The 16,003-nt window shown below is 68.6% G+C and carries 16 protein-coding genes and 1 pseudogene; all 17 read left to right on the top strand.

All coding sequences use genetic code 11. The annotated features are described in order from the left end of the window. The coding region (gene ruvX, locus WBL05_RS00315; RefSeq protein ID WP_424223005.1) for a Holliday junction resolvase RuvX at positions 1 to 262 on the top strand (262 nt) is incomplete at its 5' end. Beyond that, on the top strand, positions 243 to 1,430 hold the full coding sequence (mltG, locus tag WBL05_RS00310) for an endolytic transglycosylase MltG (protein ID WP_424223004.1): 1,188 nt from the start codon (positions 243 to 245) through the stop codon (positions 1,428 to 1,430). The genes ruvX and mltG, both read left to right, overlap by 20 nt. Positions 1,431 to 1,472: 42 nt before the next feature. Then, positions 1,473 to 2,669: a chorismate synthase gene (gene aroC / locus WBL05_RS00305; RefSeq protein WP_424223003.1), complete on the top strand. Its 1,197-nt coding sequence runs from the start codon at positions 1,473 to 1,475 to the stop codon at positions 2,667 to 2,669. Further along, positions 2,662 to 3,174, top strand: coding sequence for a shikimate kinase (locus tag WBL05_RS00300; RefSeq protein WP_424223002.1), 513 nt, complete (start codon positions 2,662 to 2,664; stop codon positions 3,172 to 3,174). The genes aroC and WBL05_RS00300 overlap by 8 nt, the downstream gene beginning before the upstream one ends. Continuing rightward, positions 3,171 to 4,259, top strand: coding sequence for a 3-dehydroquinate synthase (aroB, locus tag WBL05_RS00295; protein ID WP_424223001.1), 1,089 nt, complete (start codon positions 3,171 to 3,173; stop codon positions 4,257 to 4,259). Before WBL05_RS00300 ends, aroB begins: the two co-directional genes overlap by 4 nt. Continuing rightward, positions 4,213 to 4,974, top strand: coding sequence for an FMN-binding negative transcriptional regulator (locus WBL05_RS00290; RefSeq protein WP_424223000.1), 762 nt, complete (start codon positions 4,213 to 4,215; stop codon positions 4,972 to 4,974). Before aroB ends, WBL05_RS00290 begins: the two co-directional genes overlap by 47 nt. A gap of 29 nt (positions 4,975 to 5,003) precedes the next feature. Continuing rightward, on the top strand, positions 5,004 to 5,567 hold the full coding sequence (gene efp / locus WBL05_RS00285; protein ID WP_424222999.1) for an elongation factor P: 564 nt from the start codon (positions 5,004 to 5,006) through the stop codon (positions 5,565 to 5,567). Next, a complete protein-coding gene (nusB, locus tag WBL05_RS00280; protein WP_424222998.1) occupies positions 5,567 to 6,091 on the top strand; it encodes a transcription antitermination factor NusB in 525 nt (174 codons plus the stop codon). The genes efp and nusB overlap by 1 nt, the downstream gene beginning before the upstream one ends. Further along, the gene (gene carA / locus WBL05_RS00275) at positions 6,078 to 7,229 is read left to right on the top strand and encodes a glutamine-hydrolyzing carbamoyl-phosphate synthase small subunit (RefSeq protein ID WP_424222997.1); all 1,152 of its coding nucleotides are present in this window, start codon (positions 6,078 to 6,080) and stop codon (positions 7,227 to 7,229) included. Before nusB ends, carA begins: the two co-directional genes overlap by 14 nt. Continuing rightward, positions 7,229 to 10,612, top strand: a complete 3,384-nt coding sequence (gene carB / locus WBL05_RS00270; protein WP_424222996.1) for a carbamoyl-phosphate synthase large subunit — start codon at positions 7,229 to 7,231, stop codon at positions 10,610 to 10,612. The genes carA and carB overlap by 1 nt, the downstream gene beginning before the upstream one ends. Then, entirely contained in the window at positions 10,593 to 11,699 is a 1,107-nt protein-coding gene (locus WBL05_RS00265; RefSeq protein WP_424222995.1) for a quinone-dependent dihydroorotate dehydrogenase, read from the top strand. Before carB ends, WBL05_RS00265 begins: the two co-directional genes overlap by 20 nt. Beyond that, positions 11,696 to 12,505 (top strand): orotidine-5'-phosphate decarboxylase, encoded by an 810-nt coding sequence (gene pyrF, locus WBL05_RS00260; RefSeq protein ID WP_424222994.1) that lies wholly within the window; start codon positions 11,696 to 11,698, stop codon positions 12,503 to 12,505. The genes WBL05_RS00265 and pyrF overlap by 4 nt, the downstream gene beginning before the upstream one ends. 108 nt (positions 12,506 to 12,613) lie before the next feature. Further along, complete coding sequence (mihF, locus tag WBL05_RS00255; RefSeq protein ID WP_424222993.1) at positions 12,614 to 12,925, top strand: integration host factor, actinobacterial type; 312 nt, start codon at positions 12,614 to 12,616, stop codon at positions 12,923 to 12,925. A 4-nt stretch (positions 12,926 to 12,929) separates the two neighbouring features. Continuing rightward, entirely contained in the window at positions 12,930 to 13,487 is a 558-nt protein-coding gene (gene gmk, locus WBL05_RS00250) for a guanylate kinase (RefSeq protein WP_424222992.1), read from the top strand. A gap of 28 nt (positions 13,488 to 13,515) precedes the next feature. After that, positions 13,516 to 13,857, top strand: coding sequence for a DNA-directed RNA polymerase subunit omega (gene rpoZ, locus WBL05_RS00245; RefSeq protein WP_424222991.1), 342 nt, complete (start codon positions 13,516 to 13,518; stop codon positions 13,855 to 13,857). A 3-nt stretch (positions 13,858 to 13,860) separates the two neighbouring features. Next, entirely contained in the window at positions 13,861 to 15,054 is a 1,194-nt protein-coding gene (gene metK, locus WBL05_RS00240) for a methionine adenosyltransferase (protein ID WP_424222990.1), read from the top strand. Between the two features lie 9 nt (positions 15,055 to 15,063). Beyond that, positions 15,064 to 16,003: pseudogene (locus WBL05_RS00235) on the top strand (primosomal protein N'); the annotation flags it as partial.

Below are 16,003 nucleotides of genomic sequence, written 5' to 3'. Positions count from 1 at the left end.
GGCCATGTCCGCGGTGGCCGACCGGCTGGCCGCCCGGCTCGGTGTGCCGCTGCGGATCGTGGACGAAAGGATGAGCACCGCCAGCGCCGCCCGTAAGCTGGCCGCAGGCGGGCGGAACTCGCGGCGGCGACGCAGCGTCATCGACCAGGCGGCGGCGCTGGACATCCTGGAACAGGCCCTCGAGTACGAACGGCGCACCGGCGAGCCGGCAGGCACGCTGTGGCATCTGGAAGGAACCAAAGATGAGTCGATTCCTGGATGAGGATCCGGAGGTCGGGCGACCGCACGACACCGAGGACGAAGTCGACTTCTTCGACCATGATCCCGATTCCGCAGAACCGCTGCCGCCGCCGGTCAAGCGTCCGGGCTCTTGGTTGAAGAACGTGCTGGCTGTCGGGATCTCGCTGGCGGTGCTGATCGGGGGCGGCTACTTCGTGGTGTCGAGGCTGACCGATGGCTACCTCAACTTCGCCACCGTGCAGGACTACCCGGGCCCCGGCGAGGAAGAGGTGCTGGTCGAGATCCCGACCGGCGCCACTCTCACCGATATCGCCGAGCTGCTGGTGGAGTACGACGTGGTGAAGTCCAGCAGGGCGTTCATCAACGCCGCACAGGACACCCCGAACTCCGCCAGCATCCAACCGGGCACCTACCGGATGATGACCCAGATGCGGGCGGCCGACGCGGTGAACACGCTGCTCAACCTCGAAAACCTGGTCCGCGACCAGGTGACCATCCCGGAGGGCTGGCGCAACAGCGAGGTGGTGCAACGTCTGGCGGAGGCCACCGGGATCCCGGTCGCCGACTTCGAGGCCGAACTCGCCGACCCGGTCAACCTGACCCTGCCGGGCTGGGCCGAAGGACGCACCGAGGGCTTCCTGTACCCCGAGACCTACACCTTCGGGGCCGAACCCACCGCCGCCGAGATCTTGACGCTGATGACCAGCCAGTTCAACACCGTCACCGAGGCGCTCGACTTCGTGACCAGAGCCGAGGAACTCGGCATGTCGCCCTTCGATGCGGTCACCATCGCCAGCATCATCGAACGTGAGACCCGCGACCCGGCGTACGGGCCCGATGTTGCCCAGGTGATCTACAACCGGCTGCGTGCCGACATGGAGCTGCAGATGGACTCCACCGTGCACTACGCCAACGACACCTCCGGTCAGGTGACTACCACCGACGAGGAACGAGGCATCAACTCGCCGTACAACACCTACCGCTACAAGGGCTTGCCGCCCGGCGCGATCTCGAACCCGGGGGAGTGGGCACTCAGCTCGGCGGTCAACCCGTCCAGCGGTGACTACCTGTACTTCGTCACCGTCGACGTGACCACCGGTGAAACGAGGTTCGCCGAGACCTTCGAGGAGCACGAGGAGAACGTGGCGCTGTTCCAGCAGTCGTGCCGGGACAATCCTGACCACTGCTGATCGTCGGCGTCGCTGTCGCCACCATCTGGGATACTTGGCACCATGCTGCGTTACCTGACTGCCGGTGAATCCCACGGACGCGCGCTGGTCGCCACCATCGATGGTGTGCCGGCCCACGTCGCACTCACCACCGACGACATCGCCGAGGCGTTGGCGCGTCGTCGGCTCGGGGTCGGACGCGGTACCCGAATGAAGTTCGAGGCCGACGAGGTGACGGTTCTGTCCGGGGTTCGCCATGGCCGGACGCTGGGTTCGCCGATCGCCATCATGATCGGCAACACCGAGTGGCCGAAGTGGGAACAGGTGATGGCCTCCGATCCGGTCGACCATTCGGTGCTGGCCGGCCTTGCCCGCAACGAACCGTTGACCCGGCCCCGCCCCGGCCACGCCGACCTGGCCGGCATGCAGAAGTTCGACTTCGCCGAGTCGCGGCCGGTGCTGGAGCGGGCCAGCGCCCGGGAGACCGCCGCCCGGGTGGCGCTGGGCCGGGTGGCGCAGAACTTCCTGGCCCAGGCCTTCGGGATCACGGTGCTCAGCCACGTCGTCGAGATCGGCGGGGTGTCGGCCAATCCGGATCGTTTCCCGACGATGGCCGATCTGCCGCTGATCGACGACGACCCGGTTCGGTGCTTCGACCCGGCCGCCAGCCGGGCGATGCAGGAGGCGATCGAGGTCTGTCACCGCGAGGCCGACACCCTGGGTGGCGTGGTCGAAGTGGTCGCCTGGGGTTGCCCGCCCGGCCTTGGCAGCCACGTGCACGGCGACCGGCGGCTGGACGCCCGGCTCGCCTCGGCGCTGATGAGCATCCAGGCGATCAAGGGTGTCGAGATCGGTGACGGCTTTCGGCTGGCCCGGGTGCGGGGCAGCCAGGCACACGACGAGATCGTGCCCGGCCTCACCGGCCTGGAACGACTCACCCAGCACTCCGGCGGCACCGAGGGCGGCATGTCGACCGGCGAGGTGCTGCACGTCCGGGCAGCCATGAAGCCGATTGCGACCGTGCCCCGCGCACTGCGCACTATCGACACCACCACCGGGCAGCCCGCCCAGGCGCACCACCAGCGTTCCGACGTATGCGCGGTGCCCGCTGCTGGCGTGGTCGCCGAGGCTATGGTGGCGCTGGTGCTGGCGGAGTGCGCGCTGGAGAAGTTCGGTGGTGATTCGCTGTTCGAGACCCGCCGCAACCACCGCGGCTACCTCCGGCAGATCGCCGAACGGGGCCTGTCCATCCATGACTGAGGCGATCGTGCTGGTCGGGGCGCCCGCGGTCGGCAAGTCGACCGTCGGTCACGCGTTGGCGCGGCTGCTCGGCATCCAGTTCACCGACGTCGACTCGCTGATCGAGCAGCGCGAGCAGCGGACCATCCCGGAGATTTTCGCCGCCGACGGCGAGCCGGGGTTCCGGGCCGTGGAACTGGAGGCCACCCTGGCCGCGCTGTCGTCCGGCGGGGTCGTGGCGCTGGGCGGGGGTGCCGTCACCAACCCGGCGGTGCGCTCAGCGTTGGCGGGTCACCGGGTGGTGTGGCTGCGTGCGTCGCTGCAATCGGCGGTGCGGCGGGTGGGTGAGTCCACCAACCGGCCGCTGCTGACCGGTGACGTTGCCGGTCAGTGGGCGAAGCTGCTCGCAGAACGGGCGCACTGGTACGCCGAGGTGGCCACGGTGGTGGTCGATACCGACCGGCACACCCCAAACCAGATCGCGCACACCGTGATATCCGAACTCAACCTGCAGGCGGCCCGATGAGCACAGTGCGCGTGAATGCCGAGCGTCCCTACTCCGTCGAGATCGACTACGGGGCGATCAACAAGCTGCCGGGGCTGGTCGGCCAGGCCAGCCGGGTGGCGGTCATCTACGGTGAGCCGCTGGCGGAGGCGGCGCTGGAGGTCTCCCGGCTGGTCGGATCTGGTGAGGTGTCGGTGCTGGGCGTCGGCGTGCCCACCGGTGAGGCCGCCAAGACCACCGACATCCTGATCGACTGCTGGCGGGCCCTGGCCCGCGCCGGATTCACCCGATCCGACCTGATCATCGGCGTGGGCGGCGGCGCCACCACCGACCTGGCCGGTTTCGTGGCCGCCAGCTGGCTGCGCGGGGTGTCCTACCTCAGCGTGCCCACCACGGTGCTGGGAATGGTGGACGCCGCGGTCGGCGGCAAGACCGGTATCGACCTGCCTGAGGGCAAGAACCTGGTGGGCGCCTTCCACGAGCCGCGCGCCGTGCTGGCCGACCTCGACCTGCTGCGGACCCTGCCCGACCGCGAGGTCAGCTCCGGCCTGGCCGAGGTGGTCAAGGCCGGATTCGTCCGCGACGAACGCATCCTCAGCCTGATTCGTGAGCACCCGGATGGCGCGCGCGACGTCACCAGCGCCCGGCACGCCGAACTGATCCGCCGGGCGGTGCAGTTCAAGGCCGACGTGGTGGCCGACGACCTGCGGGAGGTGACCTCGGTGGGCGAGCGGATCGGCCGCGAACTGCTCAACTTCGGCCACACCCTCGGCCACGCCATCGAGGCCTGGGAGAACTACCAGCTGCGCCATGGAGAGGCGGTGGCGCTCGGCATGGTCTTCGCCGGTTACCTGTCGCGCCGACTGCTCGGGCTGTCGGACGCCGCGGTCGCCGACCTGCGCGACTACCTGGAGATGCTGGGGTTGCCGGTGGAGTACTCAGCTGCGCCCTGGCCACAGTTGCGCGAGCTCATGGCTCGTGACAAGAAGGCCCGGGGCAGCTCACTGCGATTCGTCGGGCTGCGAGCGTTCGGCGAACCCGCCATGATCGTGGCCCCCAGTGAACGGATCCTGGCCGAGTGCTACGCCCAACTCGGGAGCCAGTGAGTTGTACGTAGCCGAGCAGTTCGCGATGAGCACCGCCGACGCGCTGGCCCAGGCCGACGCCCGCGGCGTCGGTGACCTGGTCACCCATGGCGAACGCGGTATCGACATCACGTACCTGCCGTTCGTCCTGCTGCCCGACGACGGCGGACCGCGCCGGCTCAGCAGCCATGTCGCCCGCACCAACCTGCAGTGGCAGGACGAGGGTCCCGCGACCTGGGTCGTGCACGGGCCGGACAGCTACCTGAGCCCGGAACTGGTTCCGCCGCAGCCGCAACCCCAGCGGCTGCCCACCGTCCCGACCTGGAACTACGTCGTAGTTCACCTGCGAGGTCGCCTGGTGGCCCACCACGACGCCGAGTGGAAGCTGCAGTCGCTTCGCGACCTGACCGCCCGGCACGAACCGAAGTGGCGGCTGGAGAACGGGCCGGTGTCGGCGATCGAACGGATGCTGCCCGCCCTGGTCGGCATCGAGCTCATCATCGACGAGGTGATCGGCAAGGCGAAACTCAGCCAGAACCGCTCCTCCCACGACCTGCAGAGCATCGCCAGCGCGCTGGCCGAGGACGGCCACAGCCCCGAGACCGCCGAGGTGATGCGCCGGCTCGCGCTGCCCTACATCTCGGCGCGCGAGCAACGCGTCCGGCAAGCCCGCGAGTTGCAGCTGCGGCGGAAGGGATCGCCCGACTCCGCTAAGATTGACGATCGCGCGGATTGACCGCCTCTTCGAGCTCCTGAAAGGCAAGCGTGGCTACCACCAACGACATCAAGAACGGCACGGTACTCGACCTTGACGGCCAGCTTTGGCAAGTCCTGTGGTTCCAGCACCACAAGCCCGGCAAGGGCAACACCGTGGTCCGCACCAAGATCCGGAACGTGGTCAACGGCAAGACCGTCGATCGCACCTTCCCCGCTGACACCAAGATCGACATGGCGCAGGTGGATCGCTCCGACATGCAGTGCCTCTACGAGGACGCCAGCGGCTTCGTGGTGATGGACACCAACACCTACGACCAGCTCACCATCCCGGCCGAGACCTTCGGCGAGGCCAAGGACTACCTGCTGGAAGGCATGACAATCACGGTGGCGACCCACGAAGGTGTCCCGCTCTACATCGAACTGCCCGCCAGCGTCGAACTCGAGATCACCTACACCGAGCCCGGCCTGCAGGGCGACCGCTCCACAGGTGGCACCAAGCCGGCCACGCTGGAGACCGGCAAGCAGATCCAGGTACCGCTGTTCATCACCACCGGCGAGAAGGTCAAGGTCTCCACCGAGTCCGGCGAATACCTCGGCCGCGTCTCCAGTTGATGGCCCATTCCGCCGAGGAGCCGCTGCCGCTGGCGGCCGGGGAGCATCCTCCCGTACCCGGTGCGGTCAAGATCTCGTCGATCGACATGGCCACGCGGCACCACTCCGCCCGCACCAAGGCCCGAAAGGCGGCGCTCGACATCCTCTTCGAGGCAGACCTGCTGCAACGTGACCCGTTCGAGTCATTGGCTGACCGGCTGGACGACCCAGACCAGCTCGTCCGCGAATTCACCCGCGAACTGGTGCTCGGTGTGCGCGACAACGCCGACCAGATCGATCGCCGGATCAGTGCCCTGACTCCGAGGCAGTGGCCGATCGAACGGATGCCCAGGGTGGACCGCAATCTGGCCCGGATGGCCGTCTACGAACTGGACCACACCGGAATCGAGGCCAGCGCAGCGATCAGCGAGGCGGTCGGCCTGGCAGATGAACTCTCGACTGACGACTCGGTGGCGTTCCTCAACGGCCTGCTGGCAAGGGCGGCCCAGACGCGCCCGGGAAGGACGACCAATGAGCAGCCCTGAGCCGACCACCAAACCCCAACCCGCCATCCTGGTCTGCGAGGACGGCCGCACCTTCCACGGCCGGGCGTTCGGCGCGACCGGCGAGGCCCTGGGTGAAGGTGTCTTCGCCACCGGGATGTCCGGCTATCAGGAGACCCTCACCGATCCCAGCTACTACGGCCAGGTCGTCATCGCCACCGCACCGCATATCGGCAACACCGGTTGGAACGACGAGGACGCCGAATCACACCGCATCTGGGTGTCCGGCTACGTGGTTCGCGACCCTGCGCCGCGGCCCAGCAACTGGCGGTCAACCCGGTCGCTGGACGACGAGCTGATCGCGCAGGGCGTCGTTGGCATCAGCCACATCGACACCCGCGCCCTGACCCGGCACCTGCGCGACCAGGGCGCGATGCGGGTGGGCATCAGCTCGACCAGCACCGACGTGGCTGGGCTGCTGGACAGGGTGCGCCGGCATCCGCCGATGGAAGGCGCCGACCTGGTGCGGCACGTCACCTGCGCCGAGCCGTACGTGGTGCCCGCCCAGGGTGCCAGACGGGCCCGGGTGGCGGCGGTCGACCTGGGGATCAAGACCAACACTCCCCGCGAACTGGCCGAACGCGGGGTCGAGGTGCACGTCCTGCCAGCCGGCAGCAGCATTCACGAACTGCTGGGCAGTCACCCGGACGGGGTCTTCTTCAGCAACGGCCCGGGTGACCCGGCGACCGCCGATCACGCCGTCGAACTGGCCCGGGCTGCGCTGACCGCGGGTGTGCCGGTGTTCGGGATCTGCTTCGGCCACCAGGTGGTCGGCCGAGCGCTCGGCTTCGGCACCTACAAGCTCAAGTACGGTCACCGCGGGATCAACCAGCCGGTGCTCGACCGTCGGACCAACCGGATCGACATCACCTCCCACAACCACGGCTTCGCGCTGCGGGTTCCGCTCAGCGAACAGGTCGAGATCGAGTTCGGGACGGTCGCGGTCAGCCACATCTGTCTCAACGACGACGTGGTCGAGGGCCTCGAACTGACCAGGGACGACCGGCTGCTGGCCTTCACGGTGCAGTACCACCCGGAGGCGGCTGCCGGTCCGCACGACGCCGAGTACCTCTTCGACCGCTTCATCAACATGCTGTCCACCACCGAGGGGCCCAACTGATGCCACGACGCTCCGACCTCAAGTCGATCCTCGTCATCGGTTCCGGGCCGATCGTCATCGGCCAGGCCGCCGAGTTCGACTATTCCGGGACGCAGGCCTGTCGGGTACTGCGGGCCGAGGGTTACCGGGTGATCCTGGTCAACTCCAACCCGGCGACCATCATGACCGACCCGGAGTTCGCCGACGCCACCTACCTGGAGCCGATCACCCCCGAGTTCGTCGAGCGGATCATCGCCAAGGAACGCCCGGACGCCCTGCTGGCCACCCTGGGCGGGCAGACCGCGTTGAACACCGCCGTCACCCTGCACGACTCGGGTGTGCTCGGCCGGTACGGGGTCGAGCTGATCGGCGCGTCGGTCGACGCCATCAAGCGGGGCGAGAACCGGGAGCAGTTCAAGCAGGTCGTCGAGCAGCTGCCGATCTTCCCGGGCGGACGCGCAGAGTGTGCCCGCAGCGTCATCTGCCACACCATGGATGAAATCCGCGCTGCCGGCGATCAGCTGGGCCTGCCGGTGGTGCTGCGTCCCAGCTACACCATGGGTGGGGTGGGCTCCGGTTTCGCCCACACCCGCGAAGACCTGGAGCGGTTGGGCCGGATCGGTCTGGAGGCCAGCCCGGTCAACGAGGTGCTGATCGAGGAGTCGGTGCTCGGCTGGAAGGAACTCGAACTCGAGCTCATGCGGGACCGCTCCGACAACGTGGTCGTGGTGTGCTCGATCGAGAACTTCGACCCGATGGGCGTGCACACCGGCGACTCCATCACCGTCGCCCCGGCCATGACGCTGACCGATCGGGAATACCAGCACATGCGCGACGTCGGGATCGCGATCATCCGCGCGGTCGGGGTCGACACCGGGGGCTGCAACATCCAGTTCGCCATCCATCCCGAGACCGGCCGGATGATCGTCATCGAGATGAACCCGCGGGTCTCCCGCTCCTCGGCGCTGGCCTCCAAGGCGACCGGCTTCCCGATCGCGAAGATCGCCGCCAAGGTGGCGGTCGGCTACACCCTTGACGAGATCCGCAATGACATCACCAAGCAGACCCCGGCGTCCTTCGAACCGACCCTGGACTACGTGGCCGTCAAGGTTCCCCGGTTCGCGTTCGAGAAGTTCCCGCACGCCGACGCGAAGCTGACCACCCACATGAAATCGGTCGGCGAGGCGATGTCGCTGGGCCGCAACTTCACCGAGGCGCTGGGCAAGGCGCTGCGCTCGATGGAGGACCCGAACGCCCCATTCGACTTCGCAGGTGACCCCGGCGACGTCGCCGACCTGCTGGAGCGCATCCGGGAACCGCACGACGGCCGCATCCAGTTGATGATGCAGGCGCTGCGCGCCGGGGCCTCGCCGGAGCAGGTAAGCGAGGCCACCCACGTCGACCAGTGGTTCGTCGACCAGCTGTTCCAGGTCAAGCAGACTGCCGACGGACTGCAGGCTGCCCCGGGCATCAGTGCCGAGTTGCTGCGGGAGGCCAAGCGGCACGGGCTCTCCGACCGGCAGATCGCCGATGTCCGCAACACCAGCCCCGAGCTGATCCGGCAGTTGCGCTGGAGCCTGGGGGTGCGTCCGGTCTACAAGATGGTGGACACCTGCGCCGCCGAGTTCGCCGCCGAGACCCCCTACTTGTACTCCAGCTACGACTCCGAGACCGAGGTCACCCCGCGCACCCGGCCGGCGGTGCTGATCCTCGGCAGCGGGCCCAACCGGATCGGTCAGGGCATTGAGTTCGACTACTCCTGCGTGCACGCCGCCATGGCGCTGTCCGGGCACGGCTACGACTCGATCATGATCAACTGCAACCCGGAGACTGTCTCCACCGACTACGACACCTCCGACCGGCTCTACTTCGAGCCGTTGACCCTGGAGGACGTGCTGGAGATCTACCAGGCCGAACTGCAGTTGGGGCCGGTGGCCGGAGTGATCGTCCAACTGGGCGGTCAGACCCCGCTCAAGCTGGCCCGTGCGCTGGAGGCCACCGGGGTGAAGATCGTCGGCACCAGCCCGGCCGCGATCGACCTGGCCGAGGAACGCGGCGCGTTCGGCCGGGTGCTCGCCGAGGCCGGCCTGCCGTCCCCCAAGCACGGCATGGCCGAGAGCTATGAGCACGCCCGCAGGATCGCCGAGGACATCGGCTACCCGGTGCTGGTGCGTCCCAGCTACGTGCTGGGCGGACGCGGCATGGAGATCGTCTACAACGACCAGGCGCTGCGCACCTACATCGAGAACTCGGCGTTGATCAGCCCGGACATGCCGGTGCTGGTCGACCGGTTCCTCGACGACGCTATCGAGATCGACGTGGACGCGCTGTTCGACGGCGCCGAACTGTACCTGGGCGGGGTGATGGAGCACATCGAGGAGGCCGGCATCCACTCCGGCGATTCCGCCTGCTCGCTGCCGCCGTCGACGCTGGGGCAGGCGGTGCTCGCCCAGATCCGCAGGTCGACCCACGCGATTGCCGCAGGAGTCGGGGTGCGGGGCCTGATCAACATCCAGTTCGCGCTGGCCGGCGACACCCTGTACGTGCTGGAGGCGAACCCGCGGGCGTCCCGGACGGTGCCGTTCGTCAGCAAGGCCACCGACACCCAACTGGCCAAGGCGGCGACCCTGATCATGCTGGGCGCCACCATCGCCGACCTGCGCCGCGATGGCATGCTGCGCGCCCACGGCGACGGCGCCGCCACCTGGCCGGGCATGCCGATCGCCATCAAGGAGGCGGTCATGCCGTTCAGCCGCTTCCACACCATGGAGGGCTCATCGGTCGACTCGGTGCTGGGTCCCGAGATGCGTTCCACCGGCGAGGTGATGGGCCTGTCGCCGACGTTCGGAATGTCGTTCGCCAAGTCGCAGGCCGCCGCTTATGGCAGCCTGCCCACCGCCGGGACGATCTTCGTCTCGGTTGCCGACCGGCACAAGCGCAACGTGATCTTCCCGATCAAGCGGCTGGCCGACCTCGGCTTCCGGATCCTCGCCACCGAGGGCACCGCAGCCATGCTGGCGTTGCACGGCGTCACCGCCCAGCCGGTGCGCAAGCACTCCCAGGGCAGCGGTCCCAACGGGGAGCCGACCATCGTCGAGTTGATCACCGCCGGTGAGATCGACCTGATCTTCAACACTCCGAGTGGCGGGTCGACCGGCGGCTCGCCTCGCCGCGACGGCTACGAGATCCGCACCGCAGCGGTGCTGCACCAGGTGCCGTCCATCACCACCGTCCAGGGGCTCGAGGCGGCCGTGCAGGGGATCGAGGCCGTTCGGCTCGACCAGGTCGAGGTCAGGTCGCTGCAGGAGTGGGCCGGCGACATTCGGGCCGCGCAAGAGCCGGCGACGGCAGAGGTGGCGGCTTCGGCAAGGCAGAATGGGGTGCATGGCGTTGATGGGCAGTGACGAACTGATCGTCCGACTCATGTTGACCGGTTATCGGGGGTTGGTCCGTCCGGTGCTGTTCGCCGCAGCCAACGGTGACCCGGAGGAGATCCACTCGCAGGTGATCGCACTGCTCAGCGAGCTGCCGGACTCGGTCCTGCTGCGCCTGGAGGCGTTGCTGGGGGAGCGCCGCAACCCCATCGAGGTGGCCGGCATCAGGTTCCCCGGCCGGGTCGGCATCGCTGCCGGCATGGACAAGGACGGCACCGCCGCCCGCAGTTGGGCGGCGCTCGGGTTCGGCTTCGCCGAGTTGGGCACCGTCACCGCTCACGCCCAGCCCGGCAACCGGCAACCCCGGCTGTTCCGGCTACCGCACAGCCGCGCCATCATCAACCGGATGGGCTTCAACAACGCCGGCGTCGAGGCCCTGGCCGCCCGGCTCGACCAGTGGGGCGTCAGGCGAGGACGAAACGTGCTCGACCTGCCGATCGGCGTTTCGATCGGCAAGACCAAGGTGGTGCCGATCGAGGACGCGACCGACGACTACCTGACATCGCTGCGCACCATCGGGCCCTACGCCGACTACGTCGCCATCAACGTCTCCAGCCCGAACACCCCCAACCTGCGCAGCCTGCAGGCCAGGGACGCGCTGACCGGCCTGACCGGTGCGCTGGTCAGCACGGCCCGGGAACTCGACCCCGGCAACCCGATCCCGATCTTCGTCAAGCTTGCGCCCGACCTGTCGCCGACCGACCTGGGCAACATGATCGACGTCTGCGAGGAGGCCGGTATCGCCGGTCTGGTGGCCACCAACACCACCACGGCCCGGGAGTTCCTGCACCCCTCCGAACTGCACCTGGCCAGCCAGGCCGGTGGACTCTCCGGCGCGCCGTTGCACCGCAAGTCGTTGCGGATGGTCGAGGCCGCCGCCAGGCGCACCCGGCTTCCCATCATGGGGGTGGGCGGCATCATGTCCCCGGCAGACGCCCAGCACTTCTTCGACGCCGGCGCCGCCCTGGTGCAGCTCTACACCGGTTTCATCTACAACGGGCCGGCCCTGGTCCGCGGTGTGAACACCCTCACCAGGCCCGACCGAGTACAGCGGTGACCTCGCCGTACCGCGCCCGGCTGGCTGCCCTGGTCGCCGAGCGCGGCAACCTGTGCGTGGGCATCGACCCGCACGAGTCGCTGGTGCGGGCCTGGGGCCACGCCTTCGACCCGGCGGGTGTCGAGCGGGTCAGCCGCGACCTGGTCGAGGCGATCGGTGACCGGGTGGCGGTCTTCAAACCCCAGTCGGCGTTCTTCGAGGCGTTCGGCTCGGCCGGGTTGGGTGTGCTGGCCAGGCTACTGGCCGACATCGGTCAGGCCGGTGCGCTGTCGCTGTTGGATGTCAAACGCGGTGACATCGGCTCGACGATGGCTGCCTACGCGCACGCCTACCTGTCCGGGCAGACCGACCTGACCGCGGACGCGATCACCGTCAGCCCCTACCTGGGATTCGGAGCGCTGCAGCCGGCCATCGACCTGGCGCACGCCAGCGGCCGGGGCGTCTACGTGCTCTGCCGGACCAGCAACCCCGAGGGCGGGCAGGTACAGCAGGCGACCGCCGCCGGGCGCAGCGTCGCCCAGCAGATCGTGGACGCCGCCCGCGAGTGCAACGAACAATCCGGTCAGCACGCCGTCGGGCTGGTGATCGGGGGCACCCATGCTCAGCTTGATCTTGATCTGACAAGATACTTCGGTTCGATCCTGGTTCCGGGTATCGGGGCACAGGGGGGTACAGTTGAGTCGCTGGCGACGCTGTTCGGGCGCGCGGTGGACAACGTGCTACCCAGCGCCTCGCGGCAGGTGATGAAGGCGGGCCCCGAGCGGGAGCACTTGCGGGCCGTCCTGGACGAGGTGAAGAAAACTTGAGTCCCGCGTCCCATACGTGACGACTAGGCTATATGATCCTTGGTGCATCGTTCCTGTCCTAGTACGCTGACAGGGGCGCTCGAAGAATCGTGAACGGAGAAATGAAACGTGGCAATTCCCACTCTGTCCCCCGAGCAGCTCCAGGCCGCCCGGGCTGCCGCCACCGAAGCACGCCGTGTGCGCGCTTCGTTGAAGAACGCAGTGCGCGAAGGTTCGAAGACCCTCCCGGAAGCCCTCGACGCCTGCGCTGATAGTGATGTCCTGGCTCACATCCGTGTGGTCGACCTGCTCAAGGCAGTTCCCCGCATCGGTGAGAAGCGGGCCAGTGAGATGATGGCGAAGTATGACATCGCCGCCAACCGTCGCGTCCGCGGACTCGGACGCCACCAGATCGCCGGACTCAAGCAGGAGTTCAGCTGAACCGATGCCTGACGGGGTAGGCGCCTACGTCATCTCCGGACCGACGGCCGTGGGCAAGGGCACAGTGGTTTCCGCGCTGAAGCTCCGGTACCCGCAGGTACACGTGTCGGTCTCGGTGACCACGCGTCCACCCCGCCCGGGTGAGGTGGAGGGCGTCCACTACTTGTTCGTGGATGACGCTAGGTTCGATGAGTTGGTGGCCAGCAACGGATTGCTGGAGTGGGCGGTTGTCCACGGCACACACCGTTATGGCACCCCCAGGCAGGCCGTCCTCGACGCACTCGCTGCTGGCCACCCGACCATCCTCGAAATCGACCTACAGGGGGCCCGACAGGTGCGCCGCAGCATGCCGGAGGCCGTCCAGGTCTTCCTGGCCCCGCCCAGTTGGGATGAACTCGTCCGCCGCCTGCGCGGCCGCGGCACCGAGGACGACGAACAGATGGCCGCGCGGCTGGCCACCGCCCGCCAGGAGTTGGCGGCCGCGTCCGAGTTCGACACCGTGGTCGCCAACGAGTCGGTCGAGCGGACTGTGGACCAACTGGTAGACTTGATAGGTCTGTGACAAAAACCCACTTGCGTGAGGACGGATCTTGACCACACACATTCCTGAGGGCATCACCTACCCGCCGGTGGACGACCTGCTGGAGCAGGTCGACTCCAAGTACCGGCTGGTCCTGTTCGCCGCCAAGCGCGCGCGGCAGATCAACGCCTACTACGCCCAGCTCGGCGAGGGCCTGCTGGAGTCGGTGGGGCCGCTGGTCGAGACCCAGCCCCAGGAGAAGGCACTGTCCATCGCCCTGCGCGAGGTGCAGGCCGGGCAACTGCAGTACACCGAGATCGATCCCGAGGCCGAGGCAGCCGCCCGCGCCGAGGCGTTCAGCGATCCCGACTTCACCCTCACCGATCCGTTCAGCGGCCTGGACCCGGCCTGATCCGTGTTCAAGCTGTTCACATCTGAATCGGTCGCCGAAGGCCACCCCGACAAAGTCGCCGATGCCATCTCCGACGCGGTGCTGGACGCCATGCTGGCCGCCGACCCTGCCTCACGCAGCGCGGTGGAGACGCTGGTGGCCAACGGGGTGGTCGTGGTGACCGGTGAGGCCACCACCGAGGCCTACGTCGACATCCAGCAACTCGCCCGCGAGCGACTGCTCGAGATCGGCTTCGACGCTGCCGCCAAGGGCATCGACGGCGCCTCCTGTGGCGTGATGGTCAGCCTGAACAACCAGTCGCCCGACATCGCGATGGGCGTCAGCGGCTCCTGGGAGGCCAGGAAGGGCCAGGCGGTCGACGCCTACGACCTGCAAGGTGCCGGCGACCAGGGGATGATGTTCGGCTACGCCTGCGATGAGACCCCGGAACTGATGCCCGCCCCCATCCGGCTGGCGCACCGACTCGCCGAACAACTGACGAAGGTGCGTCGCACCGGGGTGCTCGGCTACCTGCGTCCCGACGGCAAGACCCAGGTCACCGTCGAGTACGACCAGCATCAGCGCCCGGTGGCGGTGAACACCCTGGTCATCTCGGCCCAGCACCGCGACGACATCGACGTCGACACCAGGCTCGACCCCGACCTGCGCCGCGAAGTGCTGGCCCCGGTGCTCGAGGAGACCGGCCTGGCCGGCGCCCAGCCCCGGGTGCTGATCAACCCCACCGGTCGGTTCGTCACCGGCGGACCGGCCAGCGACTCCGGCCTGACCGGACGCAAGATCATCGTCGACACCTACGGCGGCATGGCACGGCACGGTGGCGGCGCCTTCAGTGGCAAGGACCCGAGCAAGGTCGACCGGTCGGCGTCCTACGCTATGCGCTGGGTGGCCAAGAACGTCGTCGCCGCCGGCCTGGCCAGGCGGTGTGAGGCCCAGGTGAGCTACGCGATCGGCAGCGCCCACCCGACCAGCCTCTACGTCGACACCTTCGGCACCGGGGTGGTGCCGGATTCCCGGATCGCCGACGCGGTCACCGAGGTGTTCGACCTCCGGCCGGCTGCCATCATCGCGGCGCTCGACCTGCAGCGGCCGATCTACTCGGCGTTCACCTGCTATGGACACTTCGGCCGCGACCTGCCGACCATGACGTGGGAGAAGACCAACCGGGTCGACGAACTGGCACGACACGTAAAGGGCTAGGAAGCGCCCGTGTTCGCCCGGGTCGCGGTGGACAACCCGCTGCCGCATCTCGACCGGCTGTTCGACTACGCCATCGACGAGGCAGTCGCCGACCAGGCCCGGCCGGGCGTCCGGGTGCGAGTCCGGTTCGCCGGACGACAGCGCGACGGCTACCTCATCGAGCTCGCCGAGGGCACCGAACTCACCGGACGGATCGCGACCCTGTCGAAGGTCGTCTCCGACGAGCCGGTGCTCAGCACCGCCCAGATCCGGCTGATCCGCCAGGTGGCCGACCACTATGCCGGCACATTCGCCGACGTGGTGCGGCTGGCCGTCCCGCCCCGGCATGCCACCACCGAGAAGGCCCCGCAACGCACCTGGCCGGCGCCGGACACCGGGACCATGCCTGCCGGCGGGCTGTTGTCCTACCCCGACGGTGCGGGTTTCCTGGCGGCGCTGGCGCAGCGGGCCCCCATCCGCGCCTACTGGCAGGTTGCGCCCAGGTTCGCCCCCGACGCACACGGGCTGGATGACTGGACACGCGGGATCGTACAGGCCGCGGTGGCCACCCTGCGGGCCGGCCGCGGGGTGATCGTAATCGTCCCCGACATCCGCGACCTGGTGCGGGTCCGCGAGGCCCTGGGCACGGTGATCGGGCTGGGAGCCGTCGCCGAACTGCACGCCGACCTCGGGGTCTCGGCCCGCTACCGCAACTACCTGGCGCTCAGCCGCGGCGAGGCGAAGGTGGTGGTCGGCACCCGGGCCGCCGTCTACGCACCGGTCGCCGACCTGGGGCTGATCTGCCTGTGGGACGACGGCGACGACCTGCACTCCGAACCACGGGCGCCCTACCCGCACGCCCGCGACGTGGCCGCGCTGCGGGTGGTGGCCGAGCAGAGCGGCTTCCTGCTGGCCGGCCACGGCCGCACCGCCGAGGTGCAGGCCTGGCTGGAGCGGGGCTGGCTTGGCC

Origin of the sequence: Brooklawnia sp. (genome assembly GCF_049651565.1) — a bacterium.
Taxonomy (GTDB): domain Bacteria; phylum Actinomycetota; class Actinomycetes; order Propionibacteriales; family Propionibacteriaceae; genus Brooklawnia.
Note: the sequence above shows the minus strand (reverse complement) of the source record. Positions and strands in the feature narration are given on the sequence as shown.

Excerpts from the sequence above, each read along its gene's own strand:
- mltG (WP_424223004.1), top strand. The coding sequence starts at position 243 with ATGAGTCGATTCCTGGATGAGGATCCGGAGGTCGGGCGACCGCACGAC.
- aroC (WP_424223003.1), top strand. The coding sequence starts at position 1,473 with ATGCTGCGTTACCTGACTGCCGGTGAATCCCACGGACGCGCGCTGGTC.
- WBL05_RS00300 (WP_424223002.1), top strand. The coding sequence starts at position 2,662 with ATGACTGAGGCGATCGTGCTGGTCGGGGCGCCCGCGGTCGGCAAGTCG.
- aroB (WP_424223001.1), top strand. The coding sequence starts at position 3,171 with ATGAGCACAGTGCGCGTGAATGCCGAGCGTCCCTACTCCGTCGAGATC.
- nusB (WP_424222998.1), top strand. The coding sequence starts at position 5,567 with ATGGCCCATTCCGCCGAGGAGCCGCTGCCGCTGGCGGCCGGGGAGCAT.
- carA (WP_424222997.1), top strand. The coding sequence starts at position 6,078 with ATGAGCAGCCCTGAGCCGACCACCAAACCCCAACCCGCCATCCTGGTC.
- carB (WP_424222996.1), top strand. The coding sequence starts at position 7,229 with ATGCCACGACGCTCCGACCTCAAGTCGATCCTCGTCATCGGTTCCGGG.
- WBL05_RS00265 (WP_424222995.1), top strand. The coding sequence starts at position 10,593 with ATGGCGTTGATGGGCAGTGACGAACTGATCGTCCGACTCATGTTGACC.
- gmk (WP_424222992.1), top strand. The coding sequence starts at position 12,930 with ATGCCTGACGGGGTAGGCGCCTACGTCATCTCCGGACCGACGGCCGTG.